The sequence below is a fragment of the Thalassiella azotivora genome (assembly GCF_054781695.1).
Map to the genome: position 1 here is coordinate 24,674 of NZ_BAAGTX010000018.1, position 15,249 is coordinate 39,922.

Annotated in this window: 14 protein-coding genes; 6 read left to right on the forward strand and 8 right to left on the reverse strand. The window is 73.8% G+C overall.

Annotated features, from left to right (window positions below; genetic code table 11):
- The first annotated feature begins 75 nt into the window (after window positions 1-75).
- The 3 genes from ACYVQV_RS13240 (at window position 76) to ACYVQV_RS13250 (ending at window position 3,548) form a co-directional block, all read left to right on the forward strand.
- The gene (locus ACYVQV_RS13240; protein ID WP_461023773.1) at window positions 76-1,023 is read left to right on the forward strand and encodes an HhH-GPD family protein; all 948 of its coding nucleotides are present in this window, start codon (window positions 76-78) and stop codon (window positions 1,021-1,023) included.
- The gene (locus ACYVQV_RS13245) at window positions 1,020-1,544 is read left to right on the forward strand and encodes a hypothetical protein (RefSeq protein WP_461023774.1); all 525 of its coding nucleotides are present in this window, start codon (window positions 1,020-1,022) and stop codon (window positions 1,542-1,544) included. The genes ACYVQV_RS13240 and ACYVQV_RS13245 overlap by 4 nt, the downstream gene beginning before the upstream one ends.
- 168 nt (window positions 1,545-1,712) lie before the next feature.
- On the forward strand, window positions 1,713-3,548 hold the full coding sequence (locus tag ACYVQV_RS13250) for a M14 family zinc carboxypeptidase (protein WP_461023775.1): 1,836 nt from the start codon (window positions 1,713-1,715) through the stop codon (window positions 3,546-3,548).
- Between the two features lie 57 nt (window positions 3,549-3,605).
- Here the strand turns inward: ACYVQV_RS13250 and ACYVQV_RS13255 are convergent, their stop codons facing one another.
- From ACYVQV_RS13255 to ACYVQV_RS13275, 5 genes are all read right to left on the reverse strand, one after another.
- Window positions 3,606-3,923, reverse strand: a complete 318-nt coding sequence (locus ACYVQV_RS13255; RefSeq protein ID WP_461023776.1) for an MmcQ/YjbR family DNA-binding protein — start codon at window positions 3,921-3,923, stop codon at window positions 3,606-3,608.
- Window positions 3,924-3,986: 63 nt separating this feature from the next.
- Complete coding sequence (locus ACYVQV_RS13260; RefSeq protein WP_461023777.1) at window positions 3,987-4,487, reverse strand: amino-acid N-acetyltransferase; 501 nt, start codon at window positions 4,485-4,487, stop codon at window positions 3,987-3,989.
- A complete protein-coding gene (locus ACYVQV_RS13265) occupies window positions 4,484-5,107 on the reverse strand; it encodes a cysteine hydrolase family protein (protein WP_461023778.1) in 624 nt (207 codons plus the stop codon). The genes ACYVQV_RS13260 and ACYVQV_RS13265 overlap by 4 nt, the downstream gene beginning before the upstream one ends.
- Before the next feature lie 7 nt (window positions 5,108-5,114).
- Window positions 5,115-6,041: an alpha/beta fold hydrolase gene (locus ACYVQV_RS13270; RefSeq protein ID WP_461023779.1), complete on the reverse strand. Its 927-nt coding sequence runs from the start codon at window positions 6,039-6,041 to the stop codon at window positions 5,115-5,117.
- 100 nt (window positions 6,042-6,141) lie between these two features.
- Window positions 6,142-7,011, reverse strand: a complete 870-nt coding sequence (locus ACYVQV_RS13275; protein WP_461023780.1) for an alpha/beta fold hydrolase — start codon at window positions 7,009-7,011, stop codon at window positions 6,142-6,144.
- Between the two features lie 81 nt (window positions 7,012-7,092).
- Here ACYVQV_RS13275 and ACYVQV_RS13280 point away from each other — a divergent pair, with 81 nt between their 5' ends.
- Window positions 7,093-7,917 carry an SDR family NAD(P)-dependent oxidoreductase gene (locus tag ACYVQV_RS13280; protein ID WP_461023781.1) on the forward strand — a complete coding sequence of 275 codons (825 nt, stop codon included), beginning with the start codon at window positions 7,093-7,095 and terminating at the stop codon, window positions 7,915-7,917.
- A 75-nt stretch (window positions 7,918-7,992) separates the two neighbouring features.
- Here ACYVQV_RS13280 and ACYVQV_RS13285 read toward each other — a convergent pair whose 3' ends face one another.
- A complete protein-coding gene (locus tag ACYVQV_RS13285; protein WP_461023782.1) occupies window positions 7,993-9,402 on the reverse strand; it encodes an LVIVD repeat-containing protein in 1,410 nt (469 codons plus the stop codon).
- Window positions 9,403-9,615: 213 nt separating this feature from the next.
- Between ACYVQV_RS13285 and ACYVQV_RS13290 the strand changes: the two genes are divergently transcribed.
- The gene (locus tag ACYVQV_RS13290) at window positions 9,616-10,338 is read left to right on the forward strand and encodes a DUF305 domain-containing protein (RefSeq protein WP_461023783.1); all 723 of its coding nucleotides are present in this window, start codon (window positions 9,616-9,618) and stop codon (window positions 10,336-10,338) included.
- A gap of 173 nt (window positions 10,339-10,511) precedes the next feature.
- Here the strand turns inward: ACYVQV_RS13290 and ACYVQV_RS13295 are convergent, their stop codons facing one another.
- Window positions 10,512-10,649: a hypothetical protein gene (locus ACYVQV_RS13295; protein ID WP_461023784.1), complete on the reverse strand. Its 138-nt coding sequence runs from the start codon at window positions 10,647-10,649 to the stop codon at window positions 10,512-10,514.
- 270 nt (window positions 10,650-10,919) lie between these two features.
- On the opposite strand from ACYVQV_RS13295, the gene ACYVQV_RS13300 reads away from it, so the two are divergent.
- Window positions 10,920-12,248, forward strand: a complete 1,329-nt coding sequence (locus tag ACYVQV_RS13300) for a helix-turn-helix domain-containing protein (protein WP_461023785.1) — start codon at window positions 10,920-10,922, stop codon at window positions 12,246-12,248.
- A 398-nt stretch (window positions 12,249-12,646) separates the two neighbouring features.
- Here the strand turns inward: ACYVQV_RS13300 and ACYVQV_RS13305 are convergent, their stop codons facing one another.
- Entirely contained in the window at window positions 12,647-15,187 is a 2,541-nt protein-coding gene (locus tag ACYVQV_RS13305; RefSeq protein ID WP_461023786.1) for an ATP-dependent Clp protease ATP-binding subunit, read from the reverse strand.
- Window positions 15,188-15,249: the final 62 nt, after the last annotated feature.

Genomic DNA, 15,249 nt, shown 5'->3' on the forward strand with positions numbered 1-15,249 from the left:
GCAGGCGGGGGCGACCCCTGCCTGCGCGCCACCATCGTCGAAACGCTCAGCACCGGGTGCGATGATGCGGACGCCATGACCAGCGCCGTGCCCGCCGCCGTCCGTGAGGCGGCCCTGACACCGCGAGAGGCCGCCCGGGCGCTGCACGGGCCGGTGCTCGACTGGTACGCGGAGAACGCGCGCGACCTGCCGTGGCGGGCGCCGGACGCCACCCCGTGGGGGGTGCTGGTCAGCGAGGTGATGCTCCAGCAGACGCCCGTGGCGCGCGTCCTGCCCGTCTGGCGCGAGTGGGTGGACCGCTGGCCCCGGCCCGCGGACCTCGCCGCCGCGGCGGCCGGGGACGCCGTCAGGCACTGGGGGCGCCTCGGCTACCCGCGCCGCGCGCTGCGGCTGCACGCCGCCGCGACCGCGGTCCGCGACCGGCACGACGGGCGCGTGCCGGACGAGCACGACACCCTCCGGGCGCTCCCGGGGGTGGGCGCGTACACGGCCGCGGCGGTGGCCGCGTTCGCGTTCGGGCGCCGGCACGCCGTCGTCGACACCAACGTGAGGCGGGTGCACGCCCGCGCCGTCACCGGGGCCGCGCTGCCCGCCCCGACGCTGACCGCCGCCGAAACCCGCCTGGCCGTCGACCTGCTGCCCGACGACCCGCCGTCCGGCCCTCCCGTCAGCCCCCGGTGGGGCGTCGCCGTGATGGAGCTCGGCGCCCTGGTGTGCACGGCCCGCGCGCCTCGCTGCGGGCAGTGCCCCGTCGCGCACGCGTGCCGGTGGAACGCCCTCGGCCGGCCCGCGCACGACGGGCCGGCGCGCCGTGGGCAGGCCTGGCACGGCACCGACCGGCAGGTGCGCGGCCGGCTGCTCGCCGTCCTGCGGGACGCGCCGGGCCCGGTCCCGGCGTCCGCGTTGGACGCCGCCTGGCCGGACCGCGCGCAGCGCGAGCGCTGCCTGGACTCCCTGCTGGACGACGGCCTGGTCGAGCCGGCCGGCGACGGTCACCTCACCCTTCCCGGAGGGACCGCGTGACCGCGCCGCCGCGCCCGTCCGAACCGCCGCGCGACGCCGAGCTGCTCGACGCGTGGGTCGACCGGGCCATCGGCCGGGCCGCGACCGCCGTCGCCGTGGGCACCGCGGCGCTCGCGGTGATGGCCGCGCTGTTCGTCGTCCTGGCCGACGGCTCGCTGGACGCCGGCACGGGGCCGCAGGTGTGGAGCCTCACCGCCGGGGTGGCCCTCGGCCTCGTCGTCGGGGGCGCCCTGCACGGCCTGCTGCGGCGGTTGCGCGCGGCGACGGACGCCGACCGGGTGGGTATCGGCCCGACCGTCGCCGCCAGCGCGGTCACGTGGTTGAACCGCCTGGTGGTGGGCGCGCCGGTCGTGGCCACCCTCGGGTCGGCTGGCTACCTGCTCGCCTCCGGGGCGCTGTCCGGCGGCCGCACCACCACGGTGCTCCTGTCCTGCGCCGTGGGGATCGCCGTCGTGGCCCAGCTCGGGGTGCTCGGCGCGCTGCAGCGCGTTCCCCTGCGGCGCGCGGCCCGGTCCGCCTGACGCCTCCTCGTCCGCCCGCTCCGTGCTCGCACGGGTGAGCGAGTCATAACGGACAGTCATAATTCGTCTCGGGGTATGGACGAACCGGTCATAGCAGGCCATGCTGGCGCGCGCCCGACAGGCCGGGCCCCCGACCGGGGACCCGACTCCCCCACCCTGGAGAACCCCATGAAGGCACCCCTCCGATGGGCGGTGGCCGCACTGGCCGCAGCAGCCCTCGGCGTCCCCGCGGCGCTCGCGCCCGCCGGCGCGTCACCCGAGTCCCAGCAGGTCCGCAGCTACCAGGTCGACGGCGCCCGCACGACCGCGCAGCGCTCCGCCGTCGCCGCCACCGGCGCCTCGATCGTCGAGGTCGACCACGGTCGCCTCACCGTCCGCGCCACCCCCGCCGAGGTCGCGGCGCTCGAGGCCCGCGGCTTCGAGGTGGACGAGCTCGTCGGCACCCAGGACTTCCCCCCGACCGACGCGGCGTACCACAACTACGCCGAGATGAGCGCGAAGGTCGCGACCGCGGCGAGCACCTACCCGAGCCTGGTCTCCCGCCAGTCGGTCGGCCGCTCCTACCAGGGGCGTGACCTGTGGGTGGCGAAGGTGTCCGACAACGTCGGCACCGACGAGGACGAGCCCGAGGTGCTGTTCACCTGCAACCAGCACGCCCGCGAGCACCTCACCGTCGAGATGTGCCTCTACCTGCTCGACGAGCTGACCACGAAGTACGCCAGCGACTCCCGCGTCCGCGCCCTCGTCGACAGCCGCGAGATCTGGATCGTCTTCATGGCCAACCCGGACGGCGTCGAGTACGACGTCGCCTCCGGCTCGTACCGGATGTGGCGCAAGAACCGCCAGCCGAACTCCGGGTCGACGGCCGTCGGCACCGACCTCAACCGCAACTGGGGCTACCGCTGGGGCTGCTGCGGCGGCTCCTCGGGCAGCCCGTCGTCGGAGACCTACCGCGGGACGTCGGCGTTCTCCGCGCCCGAGTCGCGCACCATCGCGGACTTCGTCAGCTCCCGCCGGGTCGGCGGCGAGCAGCAGATCACCGCGCACATCGACTTCCACACCTACGGCGAGCTCGTCCTCTGGCCGTACGGCTACACCTACTCCGACACCGGCCCGGGCCTGACCGCCGACGACCACGCCGCGTTCTCCACGCTCGGTCGCTCGATGGCCTCGTCCAACGGCTACACCCCCGAGCAGGCCAGCGACCTGTACGTCACCGACGGCGGCGTCAACGACTGGATGTGGGGCCAGGAGGGCATCTTCAGCTACACGTTCGAGATGTACCCGCGGGGCAGCTCCGGTGGCGGCTTCTACCCGCCCGCGAGCGTCATCGGGAGGGAGACCGCCCGCAACCGCGAGGCCGTGCTGCGCCTGATGGAGGCCGCGGACTGCGTCTACGAGGTCATCGGCAAGCAGGACCAGTACTGCGGCGGGGACGGCGGCGGCGGTGGCGGCACCGAGACCACGCTGTTCGCCGACGACTTCGAGACCGACCGCGGCTGGCAGGTCAACGCCTCCGGCACCGACACCGCCACGGCGGGCCAGTTCGAACGGGCCGTCCCGCAGCAGGTGGACTACAACGGCGCCAAGCAGCTCGCCAGCACCCCCAGCGGCACGCGCAACCTGGTCACCGGGCCGCTGGCCGGCAGCAGCGCCGGCGTGCACGACGTGGACGGCGGGACGACGTCCGTGCGGTCCCCGGCGATCGCCCTCACCGGCGGCCAGCGCTACGAGGTCCGGTTGGCCGGGTACCTGGCGCACGCGTCGAACTCCTCCACCAGCGACACCCTGCGGGTGCGCGTCGTCGGCGCGTCCGGCAACAGCGTCGTCCTCGAGCGCCGCGGCGCCGCGAGCGACGTCGACGCCGCCTGGTCGACGTGGACGGCGGACCTGACGCCGTTCGCCGGGCAGACCGTCCGGCTGGTCGTCGAGGCCACGGACACCTCGACCGCCTCCCTCGTGGAGGCGGCCGTGGACGACGTGCGGGTGGTCGCCATCTCCTGACGACCAACCGACCGACCTGACGGTGGGTGGGACGGCGCGTCCGGCCGCTGACGACGTTCAGCGCAGCCGGCGCGCCGTCCCACCCGCCAGCCGGTAGGAGTCCGCCAGCAGCTCGTCGAGCTCCTGCGGGTCGACCCGCTCCAACCGGACGAGCACCAGGGACGGCGACCGGTCGTGGTGCGGCGTCCAGTAGAACGTCGCCGGGTCACCCGCGACGAGGGCCTCGCGCTCGTCGGTCTTCACGGTGACCACACCCGGCTCCCAGATGCGGGCCATCAGGGTGCGGGCGAACCAGGCGGGCTGGCCCCAGCTCTGCCGCTCGGTCACCCCCGCCATCGCCAGGCAGACCCGCCGTACGTCGTCCTCGGTCGGCATGGCACCACGCTGCCACGCCCGCGCCCCGGGTGGGGCCGACGGCGCGCACCTCAGAGCCGGACCTCAGAGCTCCAGCAGCATCCGGCTGTTGCCGAGGGTGTTCGGCTTGACCCGCGCCAGGTCCAGGAACTCCGCGACGCCGTCGTCGTGGGAGCGCAGCAGCTCGGCGAACACGTCCGGTGCCACCGGCGTCCCGAACACCTCGTGGAACCCGTGGCGGACGAAGAAGTCCACCTCGAACGTCAGGCAGAAGATGCGGGACACGCCGAGGGCCCGGCCGTCCTCGACGAGCTGGTCGAGCAGCGCCCCGCCCACGCCGTGGCCGCGGTGCCCCGGCGACACCGCCAGCGTGCGGATCTCGGCGAGGTCCTCCCAGAAGCAGTGCAGCGCCCCGCAACCGGCGAGCTCGCCGTCGACCTCCGCGACCCGGAACTCCTGCACGTGCTCGTAGTACTGCACCGCCTCCTTGGCGATGAGCACGCGCGCGTCCACGAACGGCTGCACCAGGTCGCGGATGCCGCGCACGTCCGTCGAGCGCGCCTTGCGGACGACGACCTCGCTCACGCCCCGGCCCCCTCCAGGACGGCGAGCACCTCGGCCGCCGTCGGGCACCCCTCCGTCGCCAGCGCCAGGTTCGCCAGCGACGCCTCGTGCACGACCGGGTCCGCGGCGGCCACGCAGTCGGCGACGACGTGCACGTGGAACCCGAGGTCCGTGCCGTGGCGGGCGGTCTGCTCCACGGTGAGGTTGGTCGCCACCCCGGTCACCAGCAGGGTGTCGACGCCCCGGTCCGCGAGCCACGTCGGCAGGTCGCAGCCGGCGAGTCCCGACAGCCGCTGGTTGTCGCTCACGTGGTCGGTGGACGGCTCGTGGCCGACGTCGGTGACGAGGGCGGCGCCCGGGGCGTCGGGCCGGAACGCCTCCTGGGCGTCGGCGACCGCGCGCATGAAGGCGGTGTTGCGCGCGAGCCGCCCCTCGTCGTCCGGGACCGTGAACCGCGTGAACACCAGCGGCACGCCGGTGCGCCGGGCCCGGTGGTGGAAGTCGGCGGCGCGCGCCACGACCCCCGAGCGGGCGACCGGCTCGGCCAGCAGACCACCGAAGAAGCCCTCGGGGGCCACGACGTTGACCTGCCAGTGCAGGGCGAGGACGGCGGTCCGGGTCGGGTCCAGCTCGAGCGTCATCCCCCGATCATCCCAGGTGGCGGTCCCACCAGCGGAGCAGCACGTCGGCGACCTCGTCGGGGCGCTCGAGCTGGGGGACGTGGCCGGTGCCGGGCAGCTCGACGTACGTCCAGTCCGGGTGCGCCGCCGCAGCGGCCCGGGACGCCCCGACGGGGACCAGGCGGTCCGCGTCGCCCTGCACGAGCAGGACGGGGCACCGGACGTCGTCGAGGGCGCGCCGCATCACCGCCGGCCGGACGACGCGCCGCACCACGCTGCGTGCCGTCGCCAGGAACGCGCGCTCCAGGCCGGTGTGGCCGGCGCGGCGGCGCAGCACGGCGACGTGCTCGTCGACGACTTCCCGGCTGACCCGGGTGGGGTCGGCGCAGGTCATCCACAGCGACGCCTCGACCTGGCGGCGCGGCGGCAGGCGCCGACGTCCGCCCATCACCGCCTCACCGAGCAGCGGCACGCTGTACGCGGCGAACCCGAGCAGCGTCAGCGGGTGCGGGCGGCCGCGGCCCAGCGGCGCCACCGGCGCGAGGAGGGCCAGCAGGCGGACCGTGTCAGGGTGGCGGGCGGCGTGCTCGACCGCGAGCAGGCCGCCCAGGGAGTTGCCGACGAGGAGGACCGGACCGTCCGCCACCCGGCGCACGACCTCCGCGAGCAGGTCGGCGAGGGCCGGCAGCCGGGTGTCGCGACCTGCAGGTGGGGTCAGCCCGTGGCCGGGCAGGTCCGGCGCGACGAGCCGGTACCCGGCCGCGAGCAGGTGGGGAGCCACCGTCGACCAGTTGGCGTGCGCCCCCGACAGCCCGTGCACCAGCACCGCGGTGGGCCGCCCCGGGCGGGAGCCGTCCGGTGGCTCGGCGACCGCGCAGTGCACCGGCCCGCGGACGTCGACCCACCGGGTCCGCCACGTGCCCGCGCCCCCTTGCCTGCCTGCGCCCGTGCCCACCACCCCACTCTCCCGCATCCCCCGACCGCACTGATCGTCAGACGCTCCTGGGTGCTATCACCCCCAGGAACGTCTGACGATCAGTGCGGTCAGGCGCGGGTCAGGCCGTGGGGGGCTCGGGGTCGGGGGCGTCGAGGAAGCCGAGCACCACCTCGCGGACGAGCTCCGTCCGGGCGAGCCCGAAGAAGTGCGTGGTCCCCGGGAACACCGCGAGCTGGGACGCCGGCACGCCCTCGAAGTCGCCGTTGACGTCGCCGCCGCGCAGCCCGAGGAGCTCGACGGCGTGCTCGAGGTGCACCATGTCGCAGTCCCCCACGGTGATGAGGGTCGGCGCGGCGATGCCGCGGACCTGCTCGTCGCTCCAGCCGGTGAACCCCTCGTCGTAGCGCGCCAGCTTGTCCAGCAGCGTCTGCAGCCGGTCCGGGTGCGGGGACTTCTCGCGGTAGGCCCGCTCCATCGGGGTGCCGGCGATCATGTCGACGGTCATCTCCGCGACCGCCTCGGCGTTGCCGCCCCGGTCACCGTCCGGGCGGAACGACACCGAGGAGACCACCAGCCGGCGGACCCGCTCGGGGTGGTGGATCGCCAGGTGCAGCGCCACCGCGCCGCCGACGCTGAAGCCGAGCACGTCCACCTGGTCCAGCCCGAGGTGGTCGAGCAGCCCGATGACGTCGGCCGCCAGGTGGGCGCTGGTCAGCGGCCGGTCGACGTCGTTCGTCCGCCCGTGGCCCTGGAACTCGGCGGCGACGACCCGCCGGCCGGCAGCCAGCGACGGGATGAGCGCCCCGAACTGCTGGTCGACGTCGAACAGGCCGCCGTGCAGCAGGACCATCGGGGTACCGCCCTCGCCGTGCACCTCGTAGTACATCCGCAGCTCGCCCAGCGGCACGTAGCCGGTGCTCACCGGCGGGTCGGTCGCGGTGGCGGTGGTCGCGTCGGTGGGTCGGGTGTCCGGGGCCAGCTCGGTCACGTCGTCTCCTGGTGGTGGGTGGGTGCGGTGCGGGATGGACCGGTGGAGCGGCCAGAACTCATCGCCTGCCAGAGTGCACGCATGGACGTCGACCACCAGCACCCGCAAGCTGCCTCCCGCGGTGTCCTCGTGACGGGCTCGTCACGAGGCATCGGCGCCGCCGTGGCGCGGCGGTTCGCCGCCCGGGGCGACCGCGTGGCCGTCCACTACCGCGGGGGCCGTGCGCAGGCCGAGGAGGTGCTCGCCTCGCTGCCCGGCGCCGGGCACGTCCTGGTGCAGGCGGACGTCGCGGACCCCGAGCAGGTGCGCGCGATGGTGGCCGCGGCCGTCGACGGGCTCGGCCGGGTCGACGTCCTGGTCAACAACGCCGCGCTGTTCACCGACGACCCGGGGTCGACGAGCCGGCGCGTCGACCACCGGGTCGAAGAGGTGTCCTACGAGGCGTGGGTGGCGGCGTGGCGGCGCACCCTGGAGGTCAACCTGCTGGGCGCCGCGAACGTCACCTGGTGCGTCGCCCGGCACATGCTGGACGTCGACCCGGCGCCGGGGCTGCCGCGCGGCCGGGTCGTGAACGTCGGCTCCCGCGGCGCCTACCGCGGCGAGCCCGACGTCCCCGCGTACGGGGCGAGCAAGGCGGGACTGCACTCGATGGGGCAGTCGCTGGCACAGGCCCTCGGCGGGCACGGGATCGCCGTGACGTCGGTGGCCCCCGGCTTCGTGGCGACGGACATGACCGCCGGCGTCCTGGAGGGCCCGGGCGGGGACGCCGTCCGCGCGCAGAGCCCGTTCGGCCGGGTCGCGAACCCGCAGGACGTCGCCGCCGCGGTGGAGTTCCTGGCGTCCCCGGACGCGGAGTGGACGGCGGGCGCGGTCCTGGACGTGAACGGGGCGTCCCACCTGCGCTGACCTGCTGGCCGGCGCGGGCGGGACGCCCCGTCGTGACGGGCCGGGAGGCGACCGGTGGTCACCTCCCGGCGGGGGTCACTTCTGGTAGACGGGCTGCGTCTGGACGTTCAACTGGGACACCTTCACCGCGTTGGCGCGCGCCGTCCGCGGGTCGTTGACCTTGAAGACGTCGAAGCCCTCGGTGATGTCGCTGCCGAAGACGTGGCCGTTGTAGTAGTACGACGACCAGAAGCCGCCGAGCACCAGGCGCTCCTCGGAGATCGGGCCGCGCTCCCACCAGGCGATCTCGGTCGGGTTCTCCGAGTCGGTGAAGTCGAAGACGCTGATGCCACCCTGGTACCAGGACTGCACCATGATGTCCTTGCCCTTCACCGGGATCAGCGACCCGTTGTGGGCGACGCAGTTCTCGGTCGGACCCTGCTGGCGCGGGATCTTGTAGTAGCTCTTGAACACGAGCTCGCGGTCGGCGCCCTCACCGCTGATGTCGTAGATGCCGTTGGCGCCGCGCTCCGGGCCGACCTCCTCGTTGCAGACCGCGCCGCCGCCGCCGCCGAGCTCGTCGGTGAAGACGACCTTGGTGCCGGCCTCGTTGAACGTCGCGGAGTGCCAGAACGCGAAGTTCGTGTCCTGGACGCGGGAGAGCTCCACCGGGTTCACCCGGTCGGTGATGTCCCACAGGACCCCGTCACCCATGCAGGCACCGGCGGCCAGGTTGCGCGCCGGGTACACGGTGATGTCGTGGCAGCCGGTGGTGTTCGTGTACCCGCCGTCCGGGAAGAGGTTCGGCTCGGCCACCACCGCGGCGTCGGTCGGGCTCTGCAGCGGCACCTTCACGATGGAGATCTGGTCGTGCGGGGGCTGGCAGTCGGGGAACTCGACGCGCGGGCTGTACGACGACACGTAGACGTAGACGTCGGTGCCCGCGGTGTCCGGCACCAGCGTGTGGGTGTGGGAGCCGCAGGCGGTCTCGACGGCCTTGACGTACTGCGGGTTCCGCACGTCGCTGATGTCGAAGATCTTGATGCCCTCCCACGACTCCTCGATCGCCGCCGACTGGGACGTGCTGGAGCAGGAGTCGTCGCTGCGCGAGGAGTCCGTGGACAGCACGAGCAGGTCGCCGTAGACGCTGATGTCGTTCTGCGCGCCGGGGCAGTAGACCTCGGCCACGCGCTCGGGCTTGCGCGGCTGGGAGATGTCGTAGACGTAGAAGCCGTCGTAGTTGCCGACGAACGCGTAGTCGTCCTGGAACGCCAGGTCCGTGCCGAAGCCGGCGATCTCCTCCGTCAGCGGGAGGTTGGCGACGTGCTGGAGGTTGCGGCTGCCGGCGGTCTCGCCGGGTGCGAGGGCATCGCCGCCGGCGGGGTCGCCGGGGGTCGCCACGGACGCCGACGCGGTCAGCGCCGCCGTCCCCAGGGCCAGCGCGACGACGCCGAGTCCCCCGACGAGGCGCCGTGAGCGTGAGGAGGAGCTGGTGCGGGACAACATGGGGGCAGGACCTCCAGAGGTGTCGGGGTATGACGCACGTCACCCTGCACCACGACGAGGGGTCAGCGGAAGGGGTCCGGGACGATTCGTCCCACCAAGCGCGGAGTGACCCTGTTGTCACGTTCCGCCGAGTCGTCCCGGTCGCCGGCCCGCGCGCCTCACCGGCGGTCAGGGGGCTGCCTGACCGGCGCGCCGCCGGGTTACGGTGCGCCTGTGCCCCGCACCCCGACCTCACCCCCGGCGCGCGTCCCGGCCCCCTCCGCAGGCCGCACCCTGACCGCCGTCGCCGCCCTCGCCGCCGTCCTCGCCGTCGGTGGGTGCAGCGGCGGCGACCCCGACGGCCAGGGCTCGCCCGACGCGGCGGCCACGGCCGAGGGTGACCGCCGGGTGATCGTGCCCGGCCGCCCCGGAGAGCCCGCGGTGACCCTCACCGACCCGCCGGCCGCCCGCGTCGAGCACGACGTCGACCCCGACGACGTGCGCTTCCTGCAGGACATGGCCGTCCACCACTCCCAGGCGCTGACGATGGCCGCGATGGCCCCCGAGCGTGCCGGCAGCGACCGCCTGCGCTCCTTCGCCGAGCGGATCGCGGTCGCGCAGGAGCCGGAGATCCAGGTGATGACCGCCCAGCTCGAGGCGTGGGGCGAGGAGCCACCCCGCCTGGTCGGCGACGACCACGCCGACCACTCCGACCACTCCGGGATGCCCGGCATGGCCTCACCCGCCGACCTCGACCGGCTCGAGGCGGCTCGCGGCGGCGACTTCGACCGGCTGTTCATCGACCTGATGACCGCGCACCACCAGGGGGCGCTGGTGATGGTCGAGGAGGTGCTGCGGGAGGGCACCGACGAGGTGGTCGCCGAGCTCGCCACCGGGATCGGGGTCACGCAGACCAAGGAGATCCAGCAGCTGGCCGACCTGCGCGCGGCGCTCTGAGCACGACTCACCCGCCCGGCGCCCGCCTGCCGGGAGGACCGTCCGGAGCGTGGGACCGCTGACCGCAGTCACCTACGGGCACCACCCGGTCGGGTGGTTGAGCGCGCAACCCTTCCCTGACGACACCGCCCGGGGTACCTTGACAGGACGTTGACCCACCACGTCACAGGGAGTCAGGCCATGCGCCACGGCAGGTCCCGCACCCGCAGAGTCCTCTCGGCCGCGTTCGCGACCGTCTCCCTGTCGTTGCTGACGGTCGCGGGGGCGGCCGTCGCGCACGAGGAGGTGGCGTCGACGGACGGGACCCTCACCTGCTGCTCCAAGTGACGGCAGCGGGAGCAGGACGACGCCGGGACGGCACCGCCGGGGCGTCCTGAGCCACGGCGGGGCCCCGACCAGCGGGACCAGCACGACCAGCACGACCAGCACGACCACCACGAGACGACCGACAACGAGCACGACGATCCCGTCTCCGACGGGACGGCGCAGACCACGCGCCGGCACCGCCGGCGGCCGGGGTGGGCGGCCGGGAAGCCACGTGCGCTGCAGGACGGCGGCGCACCACCGGGAGGGAACGGAACATGGACGAGGAACTCGGGCAGCGCCTTCGCAGGCTCCGCCTGGACGCGGGGTTGTCGCAGACCCAGCTGGCCGGCGGGGACCTGTCCCCCAGCTACATCTCGCTGATCGAGTCCGGGCGCCGCCGCCCGACCCACGAGGTGGCCTCCACGCTCGCCGAGCGGCTCGGCTGCAGCGTGACCATGGTCCTCGAGGGGCGGGAGCCGGCGAGCACGCAGGCCGCGACCCTGGCGCTGAACCTGGCCGCGCTCGCGCTCGGCGACGGACGCGCCCTGGACGCCCGGTCCCAGTACCGCGAGCTCCTCGACGACGAGTCCCTGCCGGGCGACATCCGCGACGACGCCCGGCTCGGCCTGGCCCGCGCGCTGGAGAACCTCGGTGACCTCGATGCGGCCATCGCCGAGATCACGCCGCTGTACGAGCGCGCCCTCGCCGGCGAGACCGGGGTCCCCGTGACCACCGTGGCGATCCGGCTGTGCCGCTGCTCGCTGGACGCCGGCGACGTCCACCGCGCCGTGGACGTCGGGGAGCGCGCGCTGGCCGTCGCCGACGAGCGCGGCCTCGTCGGGACCGACGACCACCTGCGCCTGGCGGCCACCGTGATGGCCGCCTACTTCGAGCGCGGGGACCTCACCCACGCCGCGGCGTTCGCCGACCGCTGGCTCCCGGTGGCCGAGGAGGTCGGCTCCCGCGCCGGCCAGGGCGCCATCTACTGGAACGCCGCCATCGTGGCCGAGGCCCGTGGCGACGTCGACCAGGCCGCCCGCTACAGCAGCAGGGCGCTGGGTCACCTGTCCGAGGGCGACGACTCGCGTGACCTGTGCCGGCTGCGGGTGGCGTGCGCGTGGCTGTGGCTGCGCCTGGACGACCCGCTGGTCCACCGCGCGGTCACCGAGCTGGACAAGGCGTACGAGGACCTGCGGCGCTGGGGCTCCCCCGTCGACCGGGCGCACTGGTCGACCGCGCGCTCCCAGGCCGCGCTGCTCGCCGCCGAGCCGCAGGAGGCCGTCGAGTACGCGCAGCAGGCGATCGCCCACCTCGAGGGCTCCTCGGGGATCGAGACCGTCCAGGCCAGGATCATGCTCGGTGACGCCCTGCGGGCGAGCGGGGACGTCGACGCCGCGCTGGTCTGCTACCGGACGGCCGCCGACCAGCTGATGTCGCAGTCCGCGGGCCGGGCGTCGGCCGAGTGCTGGCGCGCCCTCGGTGACCGGCTGATGCGCGACACCGAGCCCGCCGACGCGGCCGCCGCCTACCGCCGGGCGCTGGACCAGGCCGGCGTCCGGCCGTCCGTCGCCTCCCTCGACCGCGTGGTCGACGTCCTGGGCTGACGCGCTGCCGGCGACGCGCCGGCGACGACCGAGGGCACGGACCGACAGGGTCCGTGCCCTCGGTCCGTCCGTCCCCGGGCCGCACGTTGGTGGAAACGTGCGCCTCCGGGACGGGCCCGGACCGCACGTCGGTGGAAAGGTGCGCCTCCGGGCCGGGTCCGGACCGCACGTCGGTGGAAAGGTGCGGCCAGGAGCCGGACCGGACCGCACGTTGGTGGAAAGGTGCGCCTCCGGGCCGGGTCCGGACCGCACGTCGGTGGAAAGGTGCGCCTCCGGGCCGGGTCCGGACCGCACCTCGGTGGAAAGGTGCGGCCCGGGCGCGCGGCGGGCAGACGAGAGGGCCGCCACCCGGTGGGTGGCGGCCCTCTGGCCGTGCCGGCTAGCCGCTCAGCTGCCGGTCAGTCCGTGCCGGCGGACCCGGACGCGCCGTCCGTGGCCCCACCCGCGTTCGCGGCCTCGACCGGGGGCAGGTCCGGGACGCCGGAGCCCTTCGGCGAGCCGGTGAAGGTGAACGTCGCCGCGGGACCGGTGCCCTCGACGTCCACGAGGATGATGTCACCGGCCTTCACCTCGCTGTAGAGGATCTTCTCCGACAGGACGTCCTCGATGTCGCGCTGGATGGTCCGGCGCAGCGGCCGGGCACCGAGGACCGGGTCGTAGCCACGCTCGGCCAGCAGGTCCTTCGCGGCCTGGGTGAGCTCGATGCCCATGTCCTTGTCGCGCAGCCGCTCGTCGAGCCGGGCGATCATCAGGTCGACGATCTGGACGATCTCCGGCTGGGTGAGCTGCGGGAAGACCACCACGTCGTCGACGCGGTTGAGGAACTCCGGCCGGAAGTGCTGCTTGAGCTCCTCGTTGACCTTCTGCTTCATCCGGTCGTACGACGTCGACAGGTCGCCGCCCGCCTGGAAGCCCATCTGCAGGCCCTTGGCGATGTCCCGGGTGCCGAGGTTCGTCGTCATGATGATCACGGTGTTCTTGAAGTCCACCGTGCGGCCCTGCGAGTCGGTCAGGCGACCGTCCTCGAGGATCTGCAGCAGCGAGTTGAAGATGTCCGCGTGGGCCTTCTCCACCTCGTCGAACAGGACGACGGAGAACGGACGGCGGCGCACCTTCTCGGTGAGCTGACCACCCTCCTCGTAGCCGACGTAGCCGGGGGGCGAGCCGAACAGCCGCGACACGGTGTGCTTCTCGGAGAACTCCGACATGTCGAGCTGGATCAGCGCGTCCTCCTCGCCGAAGAGGAACTCCGCGAGCGCCTTGGCGAGCTCGGTCTTACCGACGCCGGTGGGGCCGGCGAAGATGAACGAGCCGCCGGGACGCTTCGGGTCCTTCAGACCGGCGCGGGTGCGGCGGATGGCCTGGGAGAGCGCCTTGATCGCGTCGTGCTGGCCGACGATCCGCTTGTGCAGCTCGTCCTCCATGTGCAGCAGCCGCGAGGACTCCTCCTCGGTGAGCTTGACGATCGGGATGCCCGTCGCCGTGGCGAGCACCTCGGCGATGAGCTCCTCGTCGACCTCGGCGACGACGTCCATGTCGCCGGCCTTCCACTGCTTCTCGCGCTCGGCCTTGGCCGCGAGCAGCTTCTTCTCGGAGTCGCGCAGCGACGCAGCCTTCTCGAAGTCCTGCGCGTCGATCGCGGACTCCTTCTCGCGCCGCACGTTCGCGATCTTCTCGTCGAACTCGCGCAGGTCCGGCGGGGCGGTCATCCGGCGGATGCGCAGCCGCGCGCCCGCCTCGTCGATGAGGTCGATCGCCTTGTCCGGCAGGTACCGGTCGTTGACGTACCGGTCCGCGAGGTTCGCGGCGGCGACCAGCGCGCCGTCGGTGATGGACACCCGGTGGTGGGCCTCGTACCGGTCGCGCAGGCCCTTGAGGATCTCGATGGCGTGCGCCAGGTTCGGCTCCTGGACCTGGATCGGCTGGAAGCGCCGCTCCAGGGCGGGGTCCTTCTCGACGTGCTTGCGGTACTCGTCGAGCGTGGTGGCGCCGATGGTCTGCAGCTCGCCACGGGCCAGCATCGGCTTGAGGATGCTCGCCGCGTCGATCGCGCCCTCGGCGGCGCCGGCACCGACGAGCGTGTGGATCTCGTCGATGAACAGGATGATGTCGCCGCGGGTGCGGATCTCCTTGAGGACCTTCTTCAGCCGCTCCTCGAAGTCGCCGCGGTAGCGCGAGCCGGCGACCAGCGCGCCGAGGTCGAGCGTGTAGAGCTGCTTGTCCTTGAGGGTCTCGGGCACCTCGCCCTTGACGACGTTCTGGGCCAGGCCCTCGACGACGGCGGTCTTGCCGACGCCCGGCTCGCCGATGAGGACCGGGTTGTTCTTGGTGCGGCGGGACAGCACCTGCATGACCCGCTCGATCTCCTTCTCGCGCCCGATCACCGGGTCGAGCTTGCCCTCGCGGGCGGCCTGGGTCAGGTTGCGCCCGAACTGGTCGAGCACGAGCGAGCCGGACGGCGTGCCCTCGGCGGGCCCGCCCGCGGTCGCGGGCTCCTTGCCCTGGTAGCCGGACAGCAGCTGGAGCACCTGCTGGCGCACGCGGTTGAGGTCGGCGCCGAGCTTGACGAGGACCTGGGCGGCGACGCCCTCGCCCTCGCGGATCAGCCCGAGCAGGATGTGCTCGGTGCCGATGTAGTTGTGGCCGAGCTGCAGCGCCTCGCGCAGGGACAGCTCGAGCACCTTCTTGGCGCGGGGCGTGAAGGGGATGTGACCGGACGGCGCCTGCTGGCCCTGGCCGATGATCTCCTGCACCTGCTCGCGGACGGAGTCCAGCGAGATGCCCAGGCTCTCCAGGGCCTTGGCGGCGACGCCCTCGCCCTCGTGGATCAGCCCGAGCAGGATGTGCTCGGTGCCGATGTAGTTGTGGTTGAGCATCCGGGCCTCTTCCTGGGCCAGGACGACGACCCGACGGGCTCGGTCGGTAAACCTCTCGAACATCAAGCACTCCTCGCGAGCGGTCGGTCGAGGACGAACCCCGCAGACCTTTTCGATGCTATCCC